Annotated in this window: 15 protein-coding genes and 1 pseudogene; 8 read left to right on the top strand and 8 right to left on the bottom strand. The window is 51.5% G+C overall.

Features of this window, described 5'->3' with window-relative positions; translation table 11 throughout:
• The 4 genes and pseudogenes from glpF to fpr form a co-directional block, all read left to right on the top strand.
• Window positions 1–548, top strand: a pseudogene (glpF, locus tag A7098_RS19525) (glycerol uptake facilitator protein GlpF); the annotation flags it as partial.
• 22 nt (window positions 549–570) lie between these two features.
• Complete coding sequence (gene glpK, locus A7098_RS19520; RefSeq protein ID WP_000136801.1) at window positions 571–2,079, top strand: glycerol kinase GlpK; 1,509 nt, start codon at window positions 571–573, stop codon at window positions 2,077–2,079.
• Between the two features lie 228 nt (window positions 2,080–2,307).
• Entirely contained in the window at window positions 2,308–3,318 is a 1,011-nt protein-coding gene (gene glpX / locus A7098_RS19515) for a class II fructose-bisphosphatase (protein WP_105281311.1), read from the top strand.
• A gap of 96 nt (window positions 3,319–3,414) precedes the next feature.
• Entirely contained in the window at window positions 3,415–4,161 is a 747-nt protein-coding gene (gene fpr / locus A7098_RS19510) for a ferredoxin--NADP(+) reductase (RefSeq protein ID WP_105281310.1), read from the top strand.
• Window positions 4,162–4,165: 4 nt separating this feature from the next.
• Here fpr and uspD read toward each other — a convergent pair whose 3' ends face one another.
• The 3 genes from uspD to A7098_RS19495 form a co-directional block, all read right to left on the bottom strand.
• The gene (uspD, locus tag A7098_RS19505) at window positions 4,166–4,594 is read right to left on the bottom strand and encodes a universal stress protein UspD (RefSeq protein WP_000323549.1); all 429 of its coding nucleotides are present in this window, start codon (window positions 4,592–4,594) and stop codon (window positions 4,166–4,168) included.
• A gap of 11 nt (window positions 4,595–4,605) precedes the next feature.
• A complete protein-coding gene (locus tag A7098_RS19500) occupies window positions 4,606–4,905 on the bottom strand; it encodes a DUF406 domain-containing protein (RefSeq protein ID WP_000655995.1) in 300 nt (99 codons plus the stop codon).
• Between the two features lie 211 nt (window positions 4,906–5,116).
• Window positions 5,117–5,557 carry a DUF805 domain-containing protein gene (locus A7098_RS19495; protein WP_000155269.1) on the bottom strand — a complete coding sequence of 147 codons (441 nt, stop codon included), beginning with the start codon at window positions 5,555–5,557 and terminating at the stop codon, window positions 5,117–5,119.
• A gap of 100 nt (window positions 5,558–5,657) precedes the next feature.
• On the opposite strand from A7098_RS19495, the gene A7098_RS19490 reads away from it, so the two are divergent.
• Both A7098_RS19490 and tpiA read left to right on the top strand, forming a co-directional pair.
• Window positions 5,658–6,257 carry a YiiQ family protein gene (locus A7098_RS19490; RefSeq protein WP_000834910.1) on the top strand — a complete coding sequence of 200 codons (600 nt, stop codon included), beginning with the start codon at window positions 5,658–5,660 and terminating at the stop codon, window positions 6,255–6,257.
• A gap of 107 nt (window positions 6,258–6,364) precedes the next feature.
• On the top strand, window positions 6,365–7,132 hold the full coding sequence (tpiA, locus tag A7098_RS19485; protein WP_001216325.1) for a triose-phosphate isomerase: 768 nt from the start codon (window positions 6,365–6,367) through the stop codon (window positions 7,130–7,132).
• A 55-nt stretch (window positions 7,133–7,187) separates the two neighbouring features.
• Here tpiA and cdh read toward each other — a convergent pair whose 3' ends face one another.
• The 5 genes from cdh to cpxP all read right to left on the bottom strand — a co-directional run bounded on the left by cdh (window position 7,188) and on the right by cpxP (window position 12,038).
• Window positions 7,188–7,937 carry a CDP-diacylglycerol diphosphatase gene (cdh, locus tag A7098_RS19480; RefSeq protein WP_105281309.1) on the bottom strand — a complete coding sequence of 250 codons (750 nt, stop codon included), beginning with the start codon at window positions 7,935–7,937 and terminating at the stop codon, window positions 7,188–7,190.
• A gap of 104 nt (window positions 7,938–8,041) precedes the next feature.
• The gene (gene sbp, locus A7098_RS19475) at window positions 8,042–9,031 is read right to left on the bottom strand and encodes a sulfate/thiosulfate ABC transporter substrate-binding protein Sbp (RefSeq protein ID WP_001045694.1); all 990 of its coding nucleotides are present in this window, start codon (window positions 9,029–9,031) and stop codon (window positions 8,042–8,044) included.
• 312 nt (window positions 9,032–9,343) lie between these two features.
• Entirely contained in the window at window positions 9,344–10,306 is a 963-nt protein-coding gene (gene pfkA / locus A7098_RS19470; protein WP_001355350.1) for a 6-phosphofructokinase, read from the bottom strand.
• 180 nt (window positions 10,307–10,486) lie between these two features.
• Window positions 10,487–11,389 carry a CDF family cation-efflux transporter FieF gene (gene fieF / locus A7098_RS19465; protein ID WP_001076752.1) on the bottom strand — a complete coding sequence of 301 codons (903 nt, stop codon included), beginning with the start codon at window positions 11,387–11,389 and terminating at the stop codon, window positions 10,487–10,489.
• A gap of 148 nt (window positions 11,390–11,537) precedes the next feature.
• Window positions 11,538–12,038, bottom strand: a complete 501-nt coding sequence (gene cpxP, locus A7098_RS19460; RefSeq protein WP_016158830.1) for a cell-envelope stress modulator CpxP — start codon at window positions 12,036–12,038, stop codon at window positions 11,538–11,540.
• Between the two features lie 149 nt (window positions 12,039–12,187).
• On the opposite strand from cpxP, the gene cpxR reads away from it, so the two are divergent.
• Together cpxR and cpxA are read left to right on the top strand one after the other, a co-directional pair.
• Complete coding sequence (cpxR, locus tag A7098_RS19455) at window positions 12,188–12,886, top strand: envelope stress response regulator transcription factor CpxR (protein ID WP_001033722.1); 699 nt, start codon at window positions 12,188–12,190, stop codon at window positions 12,884–12,886.
• Entirely contained in the window at window positions 12,883–14,256 is a 1,374-nt protein-coding gene (cpxA, locus tag A7098_RS19450) for an envelope stress sensor histidine kinase CpxA (protein ID WP_000580416.1), read from the top strand. Before cpxR ends, cpxA begins: the two co-directional genes overlap by 4 nt.
• Window positions 14,257–14,295: the final 39 nt, after the last annotated feature.

The following is a 14,295-nucleotide window of genomic DNA, read 5'->3' as shown; positions in this document are numbered from 1 at the left end:
CTGCGGCCTTAGTTTACGGACTTTACTACAATTTATTCCTCGACTTCGAACAGACCCATCATATTGTTCGCGGCAGCGTCGAAAGTGTTGATCTGGCGGGCACATTCTCTACTTACCCTAACCCTCATATCAATTTTGTGCAGGCTTTCGCAGTTGAAATGGTGATTACCGCTATTCTGATGGGGCTGATCCTGGCGCTCACGGACGATGGTAACGGTGTACCGCGTGGGCCATTGGCACCGTTGTTGATTGGTCTACTGATTGCGGTCATCGGCGCATCTATGGGTCCATTGACGGGCTTTGCCATGAACCCAGCACGTGACTTCGGTCCGAAAGTCTTTGCCTGGCTGGCGGGCTGGGGCAAGGTCGCCTTTACCGGCGGCAGAGACATTCCTTACTTCCTTGTGCCGCTTTTTGGCCCTATCGTTGGCGCGATTGTAGGTGCATTTGCCTACCGCAAACTGATTGGCCGCCATTTGCCTTGCGATATCTGTGTTGTGGAAGAAAAGGAGATCACAACTCCTTCAGAACAAAAAGCTTCACTGTAATGTGACTACGGGACAATTAAACATGACTGAAAAAAAATATATCGTTGCGCTCGACCAGGGCACCACCAGCTCCCGCGCAGTCGTGATGGATCACGATGCCAACATCATTAGCGTGTCACAGCGCGAATTTGAGCAAATCTACCCAAAACCAGGCTGGGTAGAACACGACCCAATGGAAATCTGGGCCACCCAAAGCTCTACGCTGGTAGAAGTGCTGGCGAAAGCCGATATCAGTTCCGATCAAATTGCAGCTATTGGGATTACTAACCAGCGAGAAACCACTATCGTCTGGGAAAAAGAAACCGGCAAGCCTATCTATAACGCCATTGTCTGGCAGTGCCGTCGTACCGCTGAGATCTGCGAGCATCTCAAGCGCGATGGCATGGAAGAGTACATTCGTAATAACACCGGTCTGGTCATTGACCCGTACTTCTCTGGCACCAAAGTGAAGTGGATCCTCGACCATGTGGAAGGCTCCCGCGAGCGTGCGCGTCGTGGTGAACTGCTGTTTGGTACGGTTGATACCTGGCTAATCTGGAAAATGACTCAAGGTCGCGTTCACGTGACCGATTACACCAACGCATCCCGTACTATGTTGTTCAACATCCATACTCTGGACTGGGACGACAAAATGCTCGACGCGCTGGATATCCCGCGCGAGATGCTGCCAGAAGTGCGTCGCTCTTCGGAAGTGTACGGTCAGACCAACATCGGCGGTAAAGGCGGCACGCGTATTCCGATCGCCGGGATCGCGGGTGATCAGCAGGCGGCGCTATTCGGTCAGTTGTGCGTTAAAGAAGGGATGGCGAAGAATACCTATGGTACAGGCTGCTTTATGCTGATGAATACCGGTGAGAAAGCGGTGACATCAGAAAATGGCCTGCTGACCACCATCGCCTGTGGCCCGACTGGCGAAGTGAATTATGCGCTGGAAGGCGCGGTATTTATGGCGGGCGCGTCCATTCAGTGGCTGCGCGATGAAATGAAACTGATTAGCGACGCCGACGATTCCGAATACTTTGCCACCAAAGTGCAAAATACCAACGGCGTATATGTCGTTCCGGCCTTTACCGGCCTGGGCGCGCCGTACTGGGACCCGTATGCGCGCGGGGCGATTTTCGGTCTGACTCGTGGGGTGAATGCTAACCACATCATCCGCGCGACGCTGGAGTCTATTGCTTATCAGACGCGTGACGTACTGGAAGCAATGCAGGCCGACTCCGGCATTCGTCTGCACGCACTGCGCGTGGATGGCGGCGCGGTGGCGAACAATTTCCTGATGCAGTTCCAGTCTGACATCCTCGGCACGCGCGTTGAGCGCCCGGAAGTGCGCGAAGTGACCGCATTGGGTGCAGCCTATCTTGCTGGTCTGGCGGTTGGCTTCTGGCAGAACCTTGACGAGCTGCAAGAGAAAGCGGTGATTGAACGCGAGTTCCGCCCTGGCATCGAAACCACCGAGCGTAATTACCGTTACGCAGGCTGGAAAAAAGCGGTTAAACGCGCGATGGCGTGGGAAGAACACGAGGAGTGATGCCAGGCATCTGAACGATTGCCTGATGCTGATCGCCTGATGCGACGCTTACGCGTCTTATCAGGCCTACGAGCCGATGCCATTTTGTGTAGGCGGGATAAGGCGTTCACGCCGCATCCGGCATCATGCAGACTCTGAAACCGTGCGGGGGCAACCCCGCACACATCAATAATCCCGCCCTTCCCCTGTGCTACACTTCGCGCCATTCCTTACTGCTTAGAGTTTGCTATGAGACGAGAACTTGCCATCGAATTTTCCCGCGTCACCGAATCTGCGGCGCTGGCTGGCTACAAATGGTTAGGACGCGGCGATAAAAACACCGCTGACGGCGCGGCGGTAAACGCCATGCGTATTATGCTCAACCAGGTCAACATTGACGGCACCATCGTCATTGGTGAAGGCGAAATCGACGAAGCACCGATGCTCTATATTGGTGAAAAAGTCGGTACTGGTCGCGGCGATGCGGTAGATATTGCTGTTGACCCGATTGAAGGCACGCGCATGACGGCGATGGGTCAGGCTAACGCGCTGGCGGTGCTGGCTGTGGGCGATAAGGGCTGCTTCCTCAATGCGCCGGATATGTATATGGAGAAGTTGATCGTCGGATCTGGTGCCAAAGGCGTCATCGACCTGAATCTGCCGCTGGCGGATAACCTGCGCAATGTTGCGGCGGCACTCGGTAAACCGTTAAGCGAACTGACGGTCACTATTCTGGCGAAACCGCGCCACGACGCGGTTATCGCAGAAATGCAGCAACTCGGCGTGCGCGTATTTGCCATTCCTGATGGCGATGTCGCAGCCTCGATTCTCACCTGTATGCCAGACAGCGAAGTTGACGTGCTGTACGGTATTGGCGGCGCGCCAGAAGGTGTGGTGTCTGCGGCGGTGATCCGCGCATTAGATGGCGACATGAATGGCCGTCTGCTGGCACGTCATGACGTCAAAGGCGACAACGAAGAGAATCGTCGCATTGGCGAGCAGGAGCTGGCGCGCTGCAAAGCAATGGGCATTGAAGCCGGTAAAGTACTGCGTCTGGGCGATATGGCGCGTAGCGATAACGTCATCTTCTCTGCCACCGGTATCACCAAAGGCGATCTGCTGGAAGGGATTAGCCGCAAAGGCAATATCGCGACAACCGAAACGCTGCTGATTCGTGGTAAGTCACGCACCATTCGCCGCATTCAGTCGATTCACTATCTGGATCGCAAAGACCCGGAAATGCAGGTGCATATTCTCTGAGTCATTTGATCGATTGAGCCTTCCAGTCCTTCGGGACTGGAATTTTTTTGTCCGGAGAACGAAGATAAGGCAAGTCAATCAAAACAGGAGAGAAACATGGCTGATTGGGTAACAGGCAAAGTCACTAAAGTGCAGAACTGGACCGACGCCCTGTTTAGTCTCACCGTTCACGCTCCGGTACTTCCATTTACCGCCGGACAATTCACCAAACTTGGCCTTGAAATTGACGGCGAACGCATCCAGCGCGCCTACTCTTACGTTAATTCTCCCGACAATCCCGACCTGGAGTTTTATCTGGTCACCGTCCCTGATGGCAAATTAAGCCCGCGACTGGCGGCGCTAAAACCGGGTGACGAAGTGCAGGTGGTTAGCGAAGCGGCTGGCTTTTTTGTTCTGGATGAAGTACCAGATTGCGAAACGCTATGGATGCTGGCAACCGGTACAGCGATTGGCCCTTATTTGTCGATTCTGCAATTAGGCAAAGATTTAGATCGCTTCAAAAATTTGGTACTGGTTCACGCCGCGCGTTATGCCTCCGACTTAAGCTATTTGCCACTGATGCAGGAACTGGAAAAACGCTACGAAGGAAAACTGCGCATTCAGACGGTTGTCAGTCGGGAAACGGCAGCGGGCTCACTCACCGGGCGAATACCGGCGTTAATTGAAAGCGGTGAACTGGAAAACGCGGTTGGACTGCCAATGAATAAAGAAACCAGCCATGTGATGCTGTGTGGTAATCCACAGATGGTGCGCGATACGCAACAACTGCTGAAAGAGACCCGGCAGATGACGAAACATTTACGTCGCCGACCGGGTCACATGACAGCGGAGCATTACTGGTAAGCGGTTACTTGTCGATAAATGGCACGATCAAGAGATCCGCACTCAACTTATTGATCATCCCGCGATATGCCGGCATCAAACGGTTGATAAACGAGTGGTGGTGACCACAAACAAGGAGGTCACACTGCTCTTTTTGCATAATTTCCAGCAGTGTTTCCGGCATTTCTCCGCGCTCAATGCGCAGTTTCGTTTTCGGCCACTGAATATTTTTCGTCAGCTTATACAGTTTGTTATCTGACTTATCTTTCAATAGTTGAAGAATATCTTCTGTTGCGGGGAAGTAGATACCCGGATACAACTCACTTAAGCCATCATCAATATGAATTAACGTCAGATGAGCGTCATTATGTCTGGCGAGATCCAGGGCTTTGTTCACCAGTAGGGCATCTTCTTCATTCCCGGAAATTGCCACGCCAATGTGTTTATAAGCCATGTTTAACTCCATTAACCAAGTGAACGCAGTGATAACTCAAAAATAATCATCTCGGCCTGGCATGAGAAGGTGAAAGCTGCATCAAGCTCGACTTGCCCCTCCAGATCTTTAATCTTATAGGCCACGCTGGCGCCTTCATCCGCAGAGGATGCAGTGGCTGCAAGCTCTTTCAGTTTGGTCATAAAGGACTCTGCTTCTTCGCGGGTAGCAAAAAAGCGCGAAAGTTTGCTTGTACAGTTGTCGTTATCAATCACCGTACCGATATCAATCGCACATCCTTTAGTACTGCATTTATCTACGACATCTTTCATAGGGCACCTCTGTATATTCGCCTCTCTGTCGATTGCCACTTAAGAATAATGCGCCGTTAAGGGAAGAACAAACAAGTAATGATCTTATGGATTACCATTTTTTTTGATATTGATTAAGGTAAGGAAATGAGGGAGATTTTCCGGGTATCGTCATTTGCAATATGGAAATAACGATACCGGATAAAAATAGCAATAAGAGATATATTGCGGATTAATGGCTTGATTTATTCTCAGACTTATACTTTACGTCCAGGGTATCTTTACCAAATTTATTTGCGCCCTGGGTGCCGACAAATGCGCCAAGATCGATAAGCATCATCACCAGAATCAACGTCGGAATAAACCGCCCCACCGCCCATTGCCACACGCCCGGTAAAATCGCCCAGTTACCCGCCAGAAGCATCCACGCTACAATCATCAGAAATGCCCATGCGCCAGAACGCCCACGATCGTGCAGTCGTTTCACCGTCACTGCCGCTGTCGGCCATAACAGGCACACAAGGCAAAACGCGGCGGTCTGGATATCGAGTAATTTTTTAGCCGCCAGTGAGAAAAGCACCAACATGCCAACGATCCAGAGGCCAATCCAAATCCAGAAATCGCGGCGTCCAATACGCCCTTTAAATGAGAATAACCATTGCTGTATGGTCATGTAAGTTCCTTGATGGTTGTCTTTTCCAGGATTCTACCCTTTTGACAAGGGCGACAGATATCGTTTTAATCGAACCCAGTCATAACAAAAGGTACTGCCGATGAAGTCAGGGTGTTCAGTGTTTTTTCTCTTATCTACCGTGTTATCCGTTAGTGCAACGGTGCACGCACAATCGCCTGGCACGGCAACGACAGCGCCCTACCTGCTGGCTGGCGCCCCCACTTTCGATCTCTCCATCAGCCAGTTTCGAGAAGACTTTAACAGCCAGAACCCCAATCTGCCACTGAACGAATTTCGTGCCATCGACAGCAGCCCCGACAAAGCCAACCTGACTCGCGCCGCCAGTAAAATTAACGAGAACTTGTATGCTTCCACGGCGCTTGAGCGCGGCACCTTAAAAATCAAAAGCATTCAAATTACCTGGCTGCCAATCCAGGGGCCAGAGCAAAAAGCCGCTAAAGCGAAAGCCCAGGAATACATGGCAGCAATGATCCGCACACTCACCCCGCTGATGACCAAAACACAAAGTCAGAAAAAGCTGCAGTCACTCCTTACGGCGGGGAAAAACAAACGTTACTACACTGAGACAGAAGGCGCGTTGCGCTATGTTGTCGCGGACAACGGCGAAAAGGGGCTGACCTTCGCTGTTGAACCGATTAAGCTGGCGCTATCTGAAACGCTGGAAGGGTTGAATAAATGACAAAAAGCAAAGCCTTTGCGCCGATGAATCTCTATACTGTTTCACAGACCTGCTGCCCTGCGGGGCGGCCATCTTCCTTTATTCGCTTATAAGCGTGGAGAATTAAAATGCGACATCCTTTAGTGATGGGTAACTGGAAACTGAACGGCAGCCGCCACATGGTTCACGAGCTGGTTTCTAACCTGCGTAAAGAGCTGGCAGGTGTTGCTGGCTGTGCGGTTGCAATCGCACCACCGGAAATGTACATCGATATGGCGAAGCGTGAAGCTGAAGGCAGCCACATTATGCTGGGTGCGCAGAACGTGGATCTGAACCTGTCCGGCGCATTCACCGGTGAAACCTCTGCTGCTATGCTGAAAGACATCGGCGCACAGTACATCATCATCGGTCACTCTGAACGTCGTACTTACCACAAAGAGTCTGACGAACTGATCGCGAAAAAATTCGCTGTGCTGAAAGAGCAGGGTCTGACTCCGGTTCTGTGCATCGGCGAAACTGAAGCTGAGAACGAAGCGGGCAAAACTGAAGAAGTTTGCGCACGTCAGATCGACGCAGTGCTGAAAACTCAGGGTGCGGCAGCATTCGAAGGCGCAGTTATCGCTTACGAACCAGTATGGGCAATCGGTACTGGCAAATCTGCAACTCCGGCGCAAGCGCAGGCTGTTCACAAATTCATCCGCGATCACATCGCTAAAGTTGACGCTAACATCGCTGAACAAGTGATCATCCAGTACGGCGGTTCTGTAAACGCGTCTAACGCTGCAGAACTGTTCGCTCAGCCGGACATCGACGGCGCGCTGGTTGGCGGTGCTTCTCTGAAAGCTGACGCCTTTGCTGTGATCGTTAAAGCTGCAGAAGCGGCTAAACAGGCTTAAGTCTGACAGGTGCCGGATTTCACATCCGGCACTTAACTTTTCTTAACTGCTTGCCTTAACGCAAAATCTCACACTGATGATCCTGAATCTCCTCGGCTGAAGCACGATTCAGCGTCAGCAGATTACGCTGTGTCGCCAGTAATACAAACGAGTTGTCACTCTGCCGTACCATCGCCAGCCCGTAACTTCCCATATGTTCCCGCGCTTCTGGCACTTCTTCCGCCAGCATCAGAAACGGACTACGTTGTACCAGTTCGCTTTCGGTTACCCGACGCGCCAGATATTCATGCCCCTGTAATCCACCTGGCAGCGGCAACCAGCGACTGCTGATGTTCGCCAAATTGTTATCCAGTTGTTTGCGCACATCAGGACGAATACAAGAGATATGAATATGAAAATGGTCTTGTGTGCGCCCGGTGCGGGAGTTAATCGCCAACGAGACCGCGCGATCGGGAACCGGCTGACCATATTTTTTACTCATAAAATCACGCGCCTGCCAGGCCAGCCAAAAGAAGTTCGGCGTTGCAGGATCGGTCAGCAAAGGACTTTCAGTGCCGTTAATACGATACGTTGGCATCAACAGATATTGCAGTGGTCCGTTAATGTCTTTTAAAACCACATATCCGGCATCGGGTTTGACTTCCACACATGGCGAAGGATTTTGGTTTTGCTGCTGGTTGGGCAAACATTGCTCAAGGACAATCTTACGTAACACATCCGAATCACCGGTAAATTTCCAGTAGCCGATACCCGCAGCAACGGCGATAACTATCATCACCAAAATGAGAATAACCGTTTTTTTCATCGTTTTTTCCCTGTACCTCAAAGAGATGCAAGGGTAACGCAAAATCGCGACAAATAAAAAACCCGGTCGCGAGATGCCACCGGGTCTGGTTATCGTCAACAAAATTAACGTTTGCTGATTTGGTCAAACGTACCGCCGTTAGAGAAATGCTCTTTTTGCGCTTTCGTCCAGCCGCCGAACTCTTCATCAATGGTGAATAACTTCAGCTTCGGAAAAGCATTTTCATACTTTTTCGCCACGTCAGGATCGCGCGGACGGTAATAGTTTTTGGCTGCAATCTCCTGACCTTCTGGCGAGTAGAGATATTTCAGATAGGCTTCTGCCACCTCTTTGGTGCCTTTTTTCTCCACCACTTTATCGACAACCGATACCGTCGGCTCCGCGAGAATAGACTCACTCGGCGTGACGATTTCGAACTTATCTTTCCCCAGTTCATTCGTTGCCAGCAGTGCTTCGTTTTCCCAGGCGATCAGCACGTCACCAATCCCGCGCTCGACGAAAGTATTTGTTGAACCACGCGCACCGGAGTCCAGCACTTCAACATTTTTATACAATGACTGCACAAAATCCTGCGCCTTTGCCTGATCGTTATTGTTGTGGTGCAGGGCATATCCCCACGCCGCCAAGTAGTTCCAGCGTGCACCGCCAGAGCTTTTCGGGTTAGGCGTGATCACCGAAACACCCGGTTTAACCAGGTCGTTCCAGTCATGGATTTGCTTCGGATTGCCCTTACGAACCAGGAAGACAATGGTGGAGGTATACGGCGCGGAGTTATCCGGCAGACGTTTGATCCACTCTTTATCAATTCGACCACGTTCAGCAATCGCATCTACGTCGTAAGCCAGCGCCAGCGTAACAACGTCAGCTTCTATCCCGTTGATTACCGATGTTGCCTGTTTCCCTGAACCACCGTGCGACTGACGAATCACCACGTTATCGCCGGTTTGCTGTTTCCAGTGGGCGCTGAAGGCTTTGTTGTATTGTTCGTATAACTCGCGCGTTGGATCATACGAAACGTTAAGTAACTGAATATCCTTTGCCATCACGCTGGTCGCTGCCAGCAAAAATGTTAATCCTACGCCCCACTTGTTCATCGCCCGGCTCTCTTATGTTGTGTTGTGATAAGCAAAGCGTGCCAGAAGGCGAACCAAACATTAAAGAATAAAAAAAGATTGGCTATAACTTGTGGGTATATGTTGGGGAGTTAAAAAGGCGGAAGAAATCCGCCTCATATTGCTGACAAAGTGCGCTTTGTTCATGCCGGATGCGGCGTGAACGCCTTATCCGGCCTACAAAAGCTTGCAAACTCAATAGATTGCACAATTCATGTAGGCCTGATAAGCGAGCGCATCAGGCATTTTTGCTTCTGTCATCGGTTTCAGGCGAAAGAAATCTGCCCGAAATCATTAATACAGTTTTTTCGCGCAGTCCAGCCAGTCACCTTTGAACGGACGCTTCATGTTTTCGATAGCGTCGATGATGTCATGGTGAACCAGTTGTTCGTTCTGAATACCTACGCAGCGACCGCCGTAACCAGCCAGTAGCAGTTCAATAGCGTAAGCGCCCATACGGGAAGCCAGAATACGGTCGTAAGGCACCGGAGAACCACCACGCTGGATGTGACCCAGCACAGTTGCGCGGGTTTCACGACCGGTTTCTTTCTCGATGAAATGCGCCAGTTCGTCAACATCACACATATGTTCGGTAATCGCCACAATTGCGTGTTTTTTACCTTTCGCGATACCCGCTTTGATTTCATTTACCAGGTCATCGCGGCTGAATTCAACTTCCGGAACCACCACAAATTCACAACCACCGGCAATGGCCGCAGCCAGCGTCAGATCGCCACAGTAACGCCCCATCACTTCCACCACAGAAATACGCTGGTGAGAAGAAGAGGTGTCACGCAGACGGTCGATGGCTTCCACAACGGTGCTCAGAGCAGTGAAGAAACCGATAGTGTAGTCAGTACCTTTGATGTCGTTGTCGATGGTGCCCGGCAGGCCGATGCACGGGAAGCCCATTTCGGTCAGACGCATTGCACCCATGTAGGAACCGTCACCGCCGATAACCACCAGCGCATCGATACCACGTTTTTTCAGGTTTTCGATAGCCACGGCGCGGATGTTCTCGTCGCGGAATTCCGGGAAGCGTGCAGAACCGAGGAACGTACCGCCACGGTTGATCATGTCAGACACGCTGTAACGGTCTAGCTGTACCATACGGTCTTCATACAGACCCAGATAGCCGTCATAAATGCCCATTACTTCCAGACCTTCTGTCAGCGCAGAACGAACAACCCCGCGAATTGCGGCGTTCATGCCTGGCGCATCACCGCCGCTTGTCAACACACCGATTTTCTTAATCATGACTACCTCTGAACTTTGGAATGCAAAATGAAATCTGTTGCCGGAAGTCTTCTTGCACATCGAAGTGATCCAACGAATGTGCAAATAGTATAACAATCACTTCCTGCTGAATTGATTCAGGTCAGGCCAAATGGCGGTATTTTATACACAAAATGCGGGTCTGGCTCTCTTTTATACTGATTATGAAAGCATAGACCGTTTACCCTCCCTGGGTACGACGGAACAAGGGTCCTGATGAATAATCACATCCGATCCCGGAAAACGCCGTAAAATAGCCTGCTCTACCTGATCCGCCACCATATGCGCCTGAACCAAAGGCAGAGAGTCTTCCATTTCCAAATGAATCTGAATAAAGCGGGTCGGCCCTGACTGCCGCGTACGAAGATCGTGAGCGCCGCTAACTCCCGGCCAGGAAGTCACGATATCAATAATTTCTTGCCGTTCCTCATCGGGCAGCGCGCGATCCAGTAATGACTGTACCGCCTCATACCCCATGCGTAACGCGCTATATAAAATATAGATGCCGATTCCCAATGCAAACAGGGCATCAGCACGATGCCAGCCATACCAGGACAACCCCAGCGCCAGCAGAATCGCACCGTTCATCATAACATCGGACTGATAATGTAGCATATCTGCCCGCACTGCCTGGCTCTGTGTCCTGCGCACGACCCAACGCTGAAACGAAACAAGGATAATCGTACAAATCAGCGCCACAATAGTCACGAGAACCCCGACGCCGGGGTCTGTCATCGGCGTCGGAGAAACCAAATGCTGAATACCAGTCAAAAACAGGAACAGCGCCGAACCGGAGATAAACATACTTTGCGCCAGCGCCGCGAGGGACTCGGCTTTACCGTGACCAAACGAGTGATTGTCGTCGGCAGGTTGCAGCGAGTAACGCACCACCAGTAAATTCGTCAACGACGCGCCAATATCCACCAACGAATCCACCAGCGCGGCAAGAATACTCACCGAACCGGTATACCACCATGCAAAAATTTTAATCAGCAATAGCAGCGAAGCCATCGCCGTCGCAGCAATCGCCGCCCGGCTGACCAGCCGTCCATAAGATTGATTCATAAATACTCCCGCTATCAACTGACGGTAGTATAACGGAAGCAAATCATCTGCAATGCATCAAGCAACAGGCAAATTGAAGATAAAAAAAACCCCCACATCATGTGGGGGAAGACAGGGATGGTGTCTATGGCAAGGAAAACAGGGTTTACTACTGGGAACGTGAGTTGCTACTACTCAATAGCTTCAACGATGAACTTTTTTGCCATTGCGTCACGTCGCGCAACTGCTCCATTCGTTGTTGATGTTTCTCGTTTAAAACCGCTTGCTGCTCTGGCGTTAACAGGTGATACATTTGGTTGCGGACTTTAGCCATCTCAACCTGGCGAGCGATCTGTTCTTTCGCCATTTTTTCTGCCTGAGCGCGCACAGCGTTTTCATCAAAATTTTCTGCGGTGACAAGGCGATGCATTGTCTCCACTTCGCTAACATTAACAGGAGGCTGTTCGTGCCGGGCCTGTTGCATAAGATCTCGCATCTGCTGACGCTGATGTTCGGTTAAACTTATGCCGTCGAACATATGGCTCTGCGTACTGCGCTGCGCAAGTTCTTCGCCCGGATGCCAGTTATCGCCTGAACCGACTTCAGCAGCGTGGCTTAATGAACTGACTGCCAGCGTTGAGGCCATGACGGCAGCGGTAACTATGCGCATCATTTGCTCCCAAAATCTTTCTGTCGCGATTCAACGATAGAGAGTTTACGATTCAGGCTGCAAACATGCGTCAGGGGGTGTAAAACAACGTAAAGTCATGGATTAGCGACGTCTGATGACGTAATTTCTGCCTCGGAGGTATTTAAACAATGAATAAAATCCTGTTAGTTGATGATGACCGAGAGCTGACTTCCCTGTTAAAGGAGCTGCTCGAGATGGAAGGCTTCAACGTAATTGTTGCCCACGATGGGGAGCAGGCGCTTGATCTTCTGGACGACAGCATTGATTTACTTTTGCTTGATGTCATGATGCCGAAGAAAAATGGTATCGACACATTGAAGGCACTTCGCCAGACACACCAGACGCCTGTCATTATGTTAACGGCACGCGGCAGTGAACTTGATCGCGTCCTCGGCCTTGAGTTAGGCGCTGATGACTATCTCCCGAAACCGTTTAACGACCGTGAGCTGGTGGCTCGTATTCGCGCGATCCTGCGCCGTTCCCACTGGAGCGAGCAACAGCAAAACAACGACAACGGTTCACCGACGCTTGAAGTTGATGCCTTAGTGCTGAATCCAGGCCGTCAGGAAGCCAGCTTCGATGGGCAAACGCTGGAGTTAACCGGTACTGAATTTACCCTACTCTATTTGCTGGCACAGCATCTGGGTCAGGTAGTTTCTCGTGAACATTTAAGCCAGGAAGTGCTGGGCAAACGCCTTACGCCTTTCGACCGCGCTATCGATATGCACATCTCCAACCTGCGTCGTAAACTGCCGGATCGTAAAGATGGTCACCCGTGGTTTAAAACCTTGCGTGGTCGCGGCTATCTGATGGTTTCCGCTTCATGATAGGCAGCTTAACCGCGCGCATCTTCGCCATCTTCTGGCTGACGCTGGCGCTGGTGTTGATGTTGGTTTTGATGTTACCCAAGCTCGATTCACGCCAGATGACCGAGCTTCTGGATAGCGAACAGCGTCAGGGGCTGATGATTGAGCAGCATGTCGAAGCGGAACTGGCGAACGATCCGCCCAACGATTTAATGTGGTGGCGCCGTCTGTTCCGTGCCATTGATAAGTGGGCACCGCCAGGACAGCGTTTGTTATTGGTGACCACCGAAGGCCGCGTGATCGGCGCTGAACGCAGCGAAATGCAGATCATTCGTAACTTTATTGGTCAGGCCGATAACGCCGATCACCCGCAGAAGAAAAAGTATGGCCGCGTGGAACTGGTCGGTCCGTTCTCCGTGCGTGATGGCGAAGATAATTACCAACTGTATCTGATTCGTCCGGCCAGCAGTTCTCAATCCGATTTCATTAACTTACTGTTTGACCGCCCGCTATTACTGCTGATTGTCACCATGTTGGTCAGTACGCCGCTGCTGTTGTGGTTGGCCTGGAGTCTGGCAAAACCGGCGCGTAAGCTGAAAAACGCTGCCGATGAAGTCGCCCAGGGAAACTTACGCCAGCATCCGGAACTGGAAGCGGGGCCACAGGAATTTCTTGCCGCAGGTGCCAGTTTTAACCAGATGGTCACCGCGCTGGAGCGCATGATGACCTCCCAGCAGCGCCTGCTTTCTGATATTTCTCACGAGCTGCGCACGCCGCTGACGCGTCTGCAACTGGGTACGGCGTTACTGCGCCGTCGTAGTGGTGAAAGTAAGGAACTGGAGCGTATTGAAACCGAAGCGCAACGTCTGGACAGCATGATCAACGACCTGTTGGTGATGTCACGTAATCAGCAGAAAAACGCGCTGGTGAGCGAGACCATCAAAGCCAACCAGTTGTGGAGCGAAGTGCTGGATAACGCAGCGTTCGAAGCGGAGCAGATGGGTAAGTCGTTTACCGTTAACTTCCCGCCTGGGCCGTGGCCGCTGTACGGAAACCCGAACGCCCTGGAAAGTGCGCTGGAAAACATTGTTCGTAATGCCCTGCGTTATTCCCATACGAAGATTGAAGTGGGCTTTGCGGTAGATAAAGACGGTATCACCATTACGGTGGACGACGATGGTCCTGGCGTTAGCCCGGAAGATCGCGAACAGATTTTCCGTCCGTTCTATCGTACCGATGAAGCGCGCGATCGTGAATCTGGCGGTACAGGTCTGGGGCTGGCGATTGTCGAAACCGCCATTCAGCAGCACCGTGGTTGGGTTAAAGCGGAAGACAGCCCGCTGGGCGGTTTACGGCTGGTAATTTGGCTGCCGCTGTATAAGCGGAGTTAAACTCCGCGCAGGCCGGATAGGCGTTTACGCCGCATCCGG

The sequence above is a fragment of the Escherichia sp. MOD1-EC7011 genome, assembly GCF_002965005.1.
Classification (GTDB): domain Bacteria; phylum Pseudomonadota; class Gammaproteobacteria; order Enterobacterales; family Enterobacteriaceae; genus Escherichia; species Escherichia ruysiae.
Note: the sequence above shows the minus strand (reverse complement) of the source record. Positions and strands in the feature narration are given on the sequence as shown.

Bases quoted from the DNA above. Each gene is read 5' to 3' on its own strand.
- A7098_RS19500 (WP_000655995.1), bottom strand. From the start codon at position 4,905: ATGAAAGATGTCGTAGATAAATGCAGTACTAAAGGATGTGCGATTGAT.
- cdh (WP_105281309.1), bottom strand. From the start codon at position 7,937: ATGAAAAAAACGGTTATTCTCATTTTGGTGATGATAGTTATCGCCGTT.
- pfkA (WP_001355350.1), bottom strand. From the start codon at position 10,306: ATGATTAAGAAAATCGGTGTGTTGACAAGCGGCGGTGATGCGCCAGGC.
- uspD (WP_000323549.1), bottom strand. From the start codon at position 4,594: ATGGCTTATAAACACATTGGCGTGGCAATTTCCGGGAATGAAGAAGAT.
- A7098_RS19490 (WP_000834910.1), top strand. From the start codon at position 5,658: ATGAAGTCAGGGTGTTCAGTGTTTTTTCTCTTATCTACCGTGTTATCC.
- cpxR (WP_001033722.1), top strand. From the start codon at position 12,188: ATGAATAAAATCCTGTTAGTTGATGATGACCGAGAGCTGACTTCCCTG.
- fpr (WP_105281310.1), top strand. From the start codon at position 3,415: ATGGCTGATTGGGTAACAGGCAAAGTCACTAAAGTGCAGAACTGGACC.
- glpX (WP_105281311.1), top strand. From the start codon at position 2,308: ATGAGACGAGAACTTGCCATCGAATTTTCCCGCGTCACCGAATCTGCG.
- tpiA (WP_001216325.1), top strand. From the start codon at position 6,365: ATGCGACATCCTTTAGTGATGGGTAACTGGAAACTGAACGGCAGCCGC.
- cpxA (WP_000580416.1), top strand. From the start codon at position 12,883: ATGATAGGCAGCTTAACCGCGCGCATCTTCGCCATCTTCTGGCTGACG.
- glpK (WP_000136801.1), top strand. From the start codon at position 571: ATGACTGAAAAAAAATATATCGTTGCGCTCGACCAGGGCACCACCAGC.
- fieF (WP_001076752.1), bottom strand. From the start codon at position 11,389: ATGAATCAATCTTATGGACGGCTGGTCAGCCGGGCGGCGATTGCTGCG.
- A7098_RS19495 (WP_000155269.1), bottom strand. From the start codon at position 5,557: ATGACCATACAGCAATGGTTATTCTCATTTAAAGGGCGTATTGGACGC.
- cpxP (WP_016158830.1), bottom strand. From the start codon at position 12,038: ATGCGCATAGTTACCGCTGCCGTCATGGCCTCAACGCTGGCAGTCAGT.
- sbp (WP_001045694.1), bottom strand. From the start codon at position 9,031: ATGAACAAGTGGGGCGTAGGATTAACATTTTTGCTGGCAGCGACCAGC.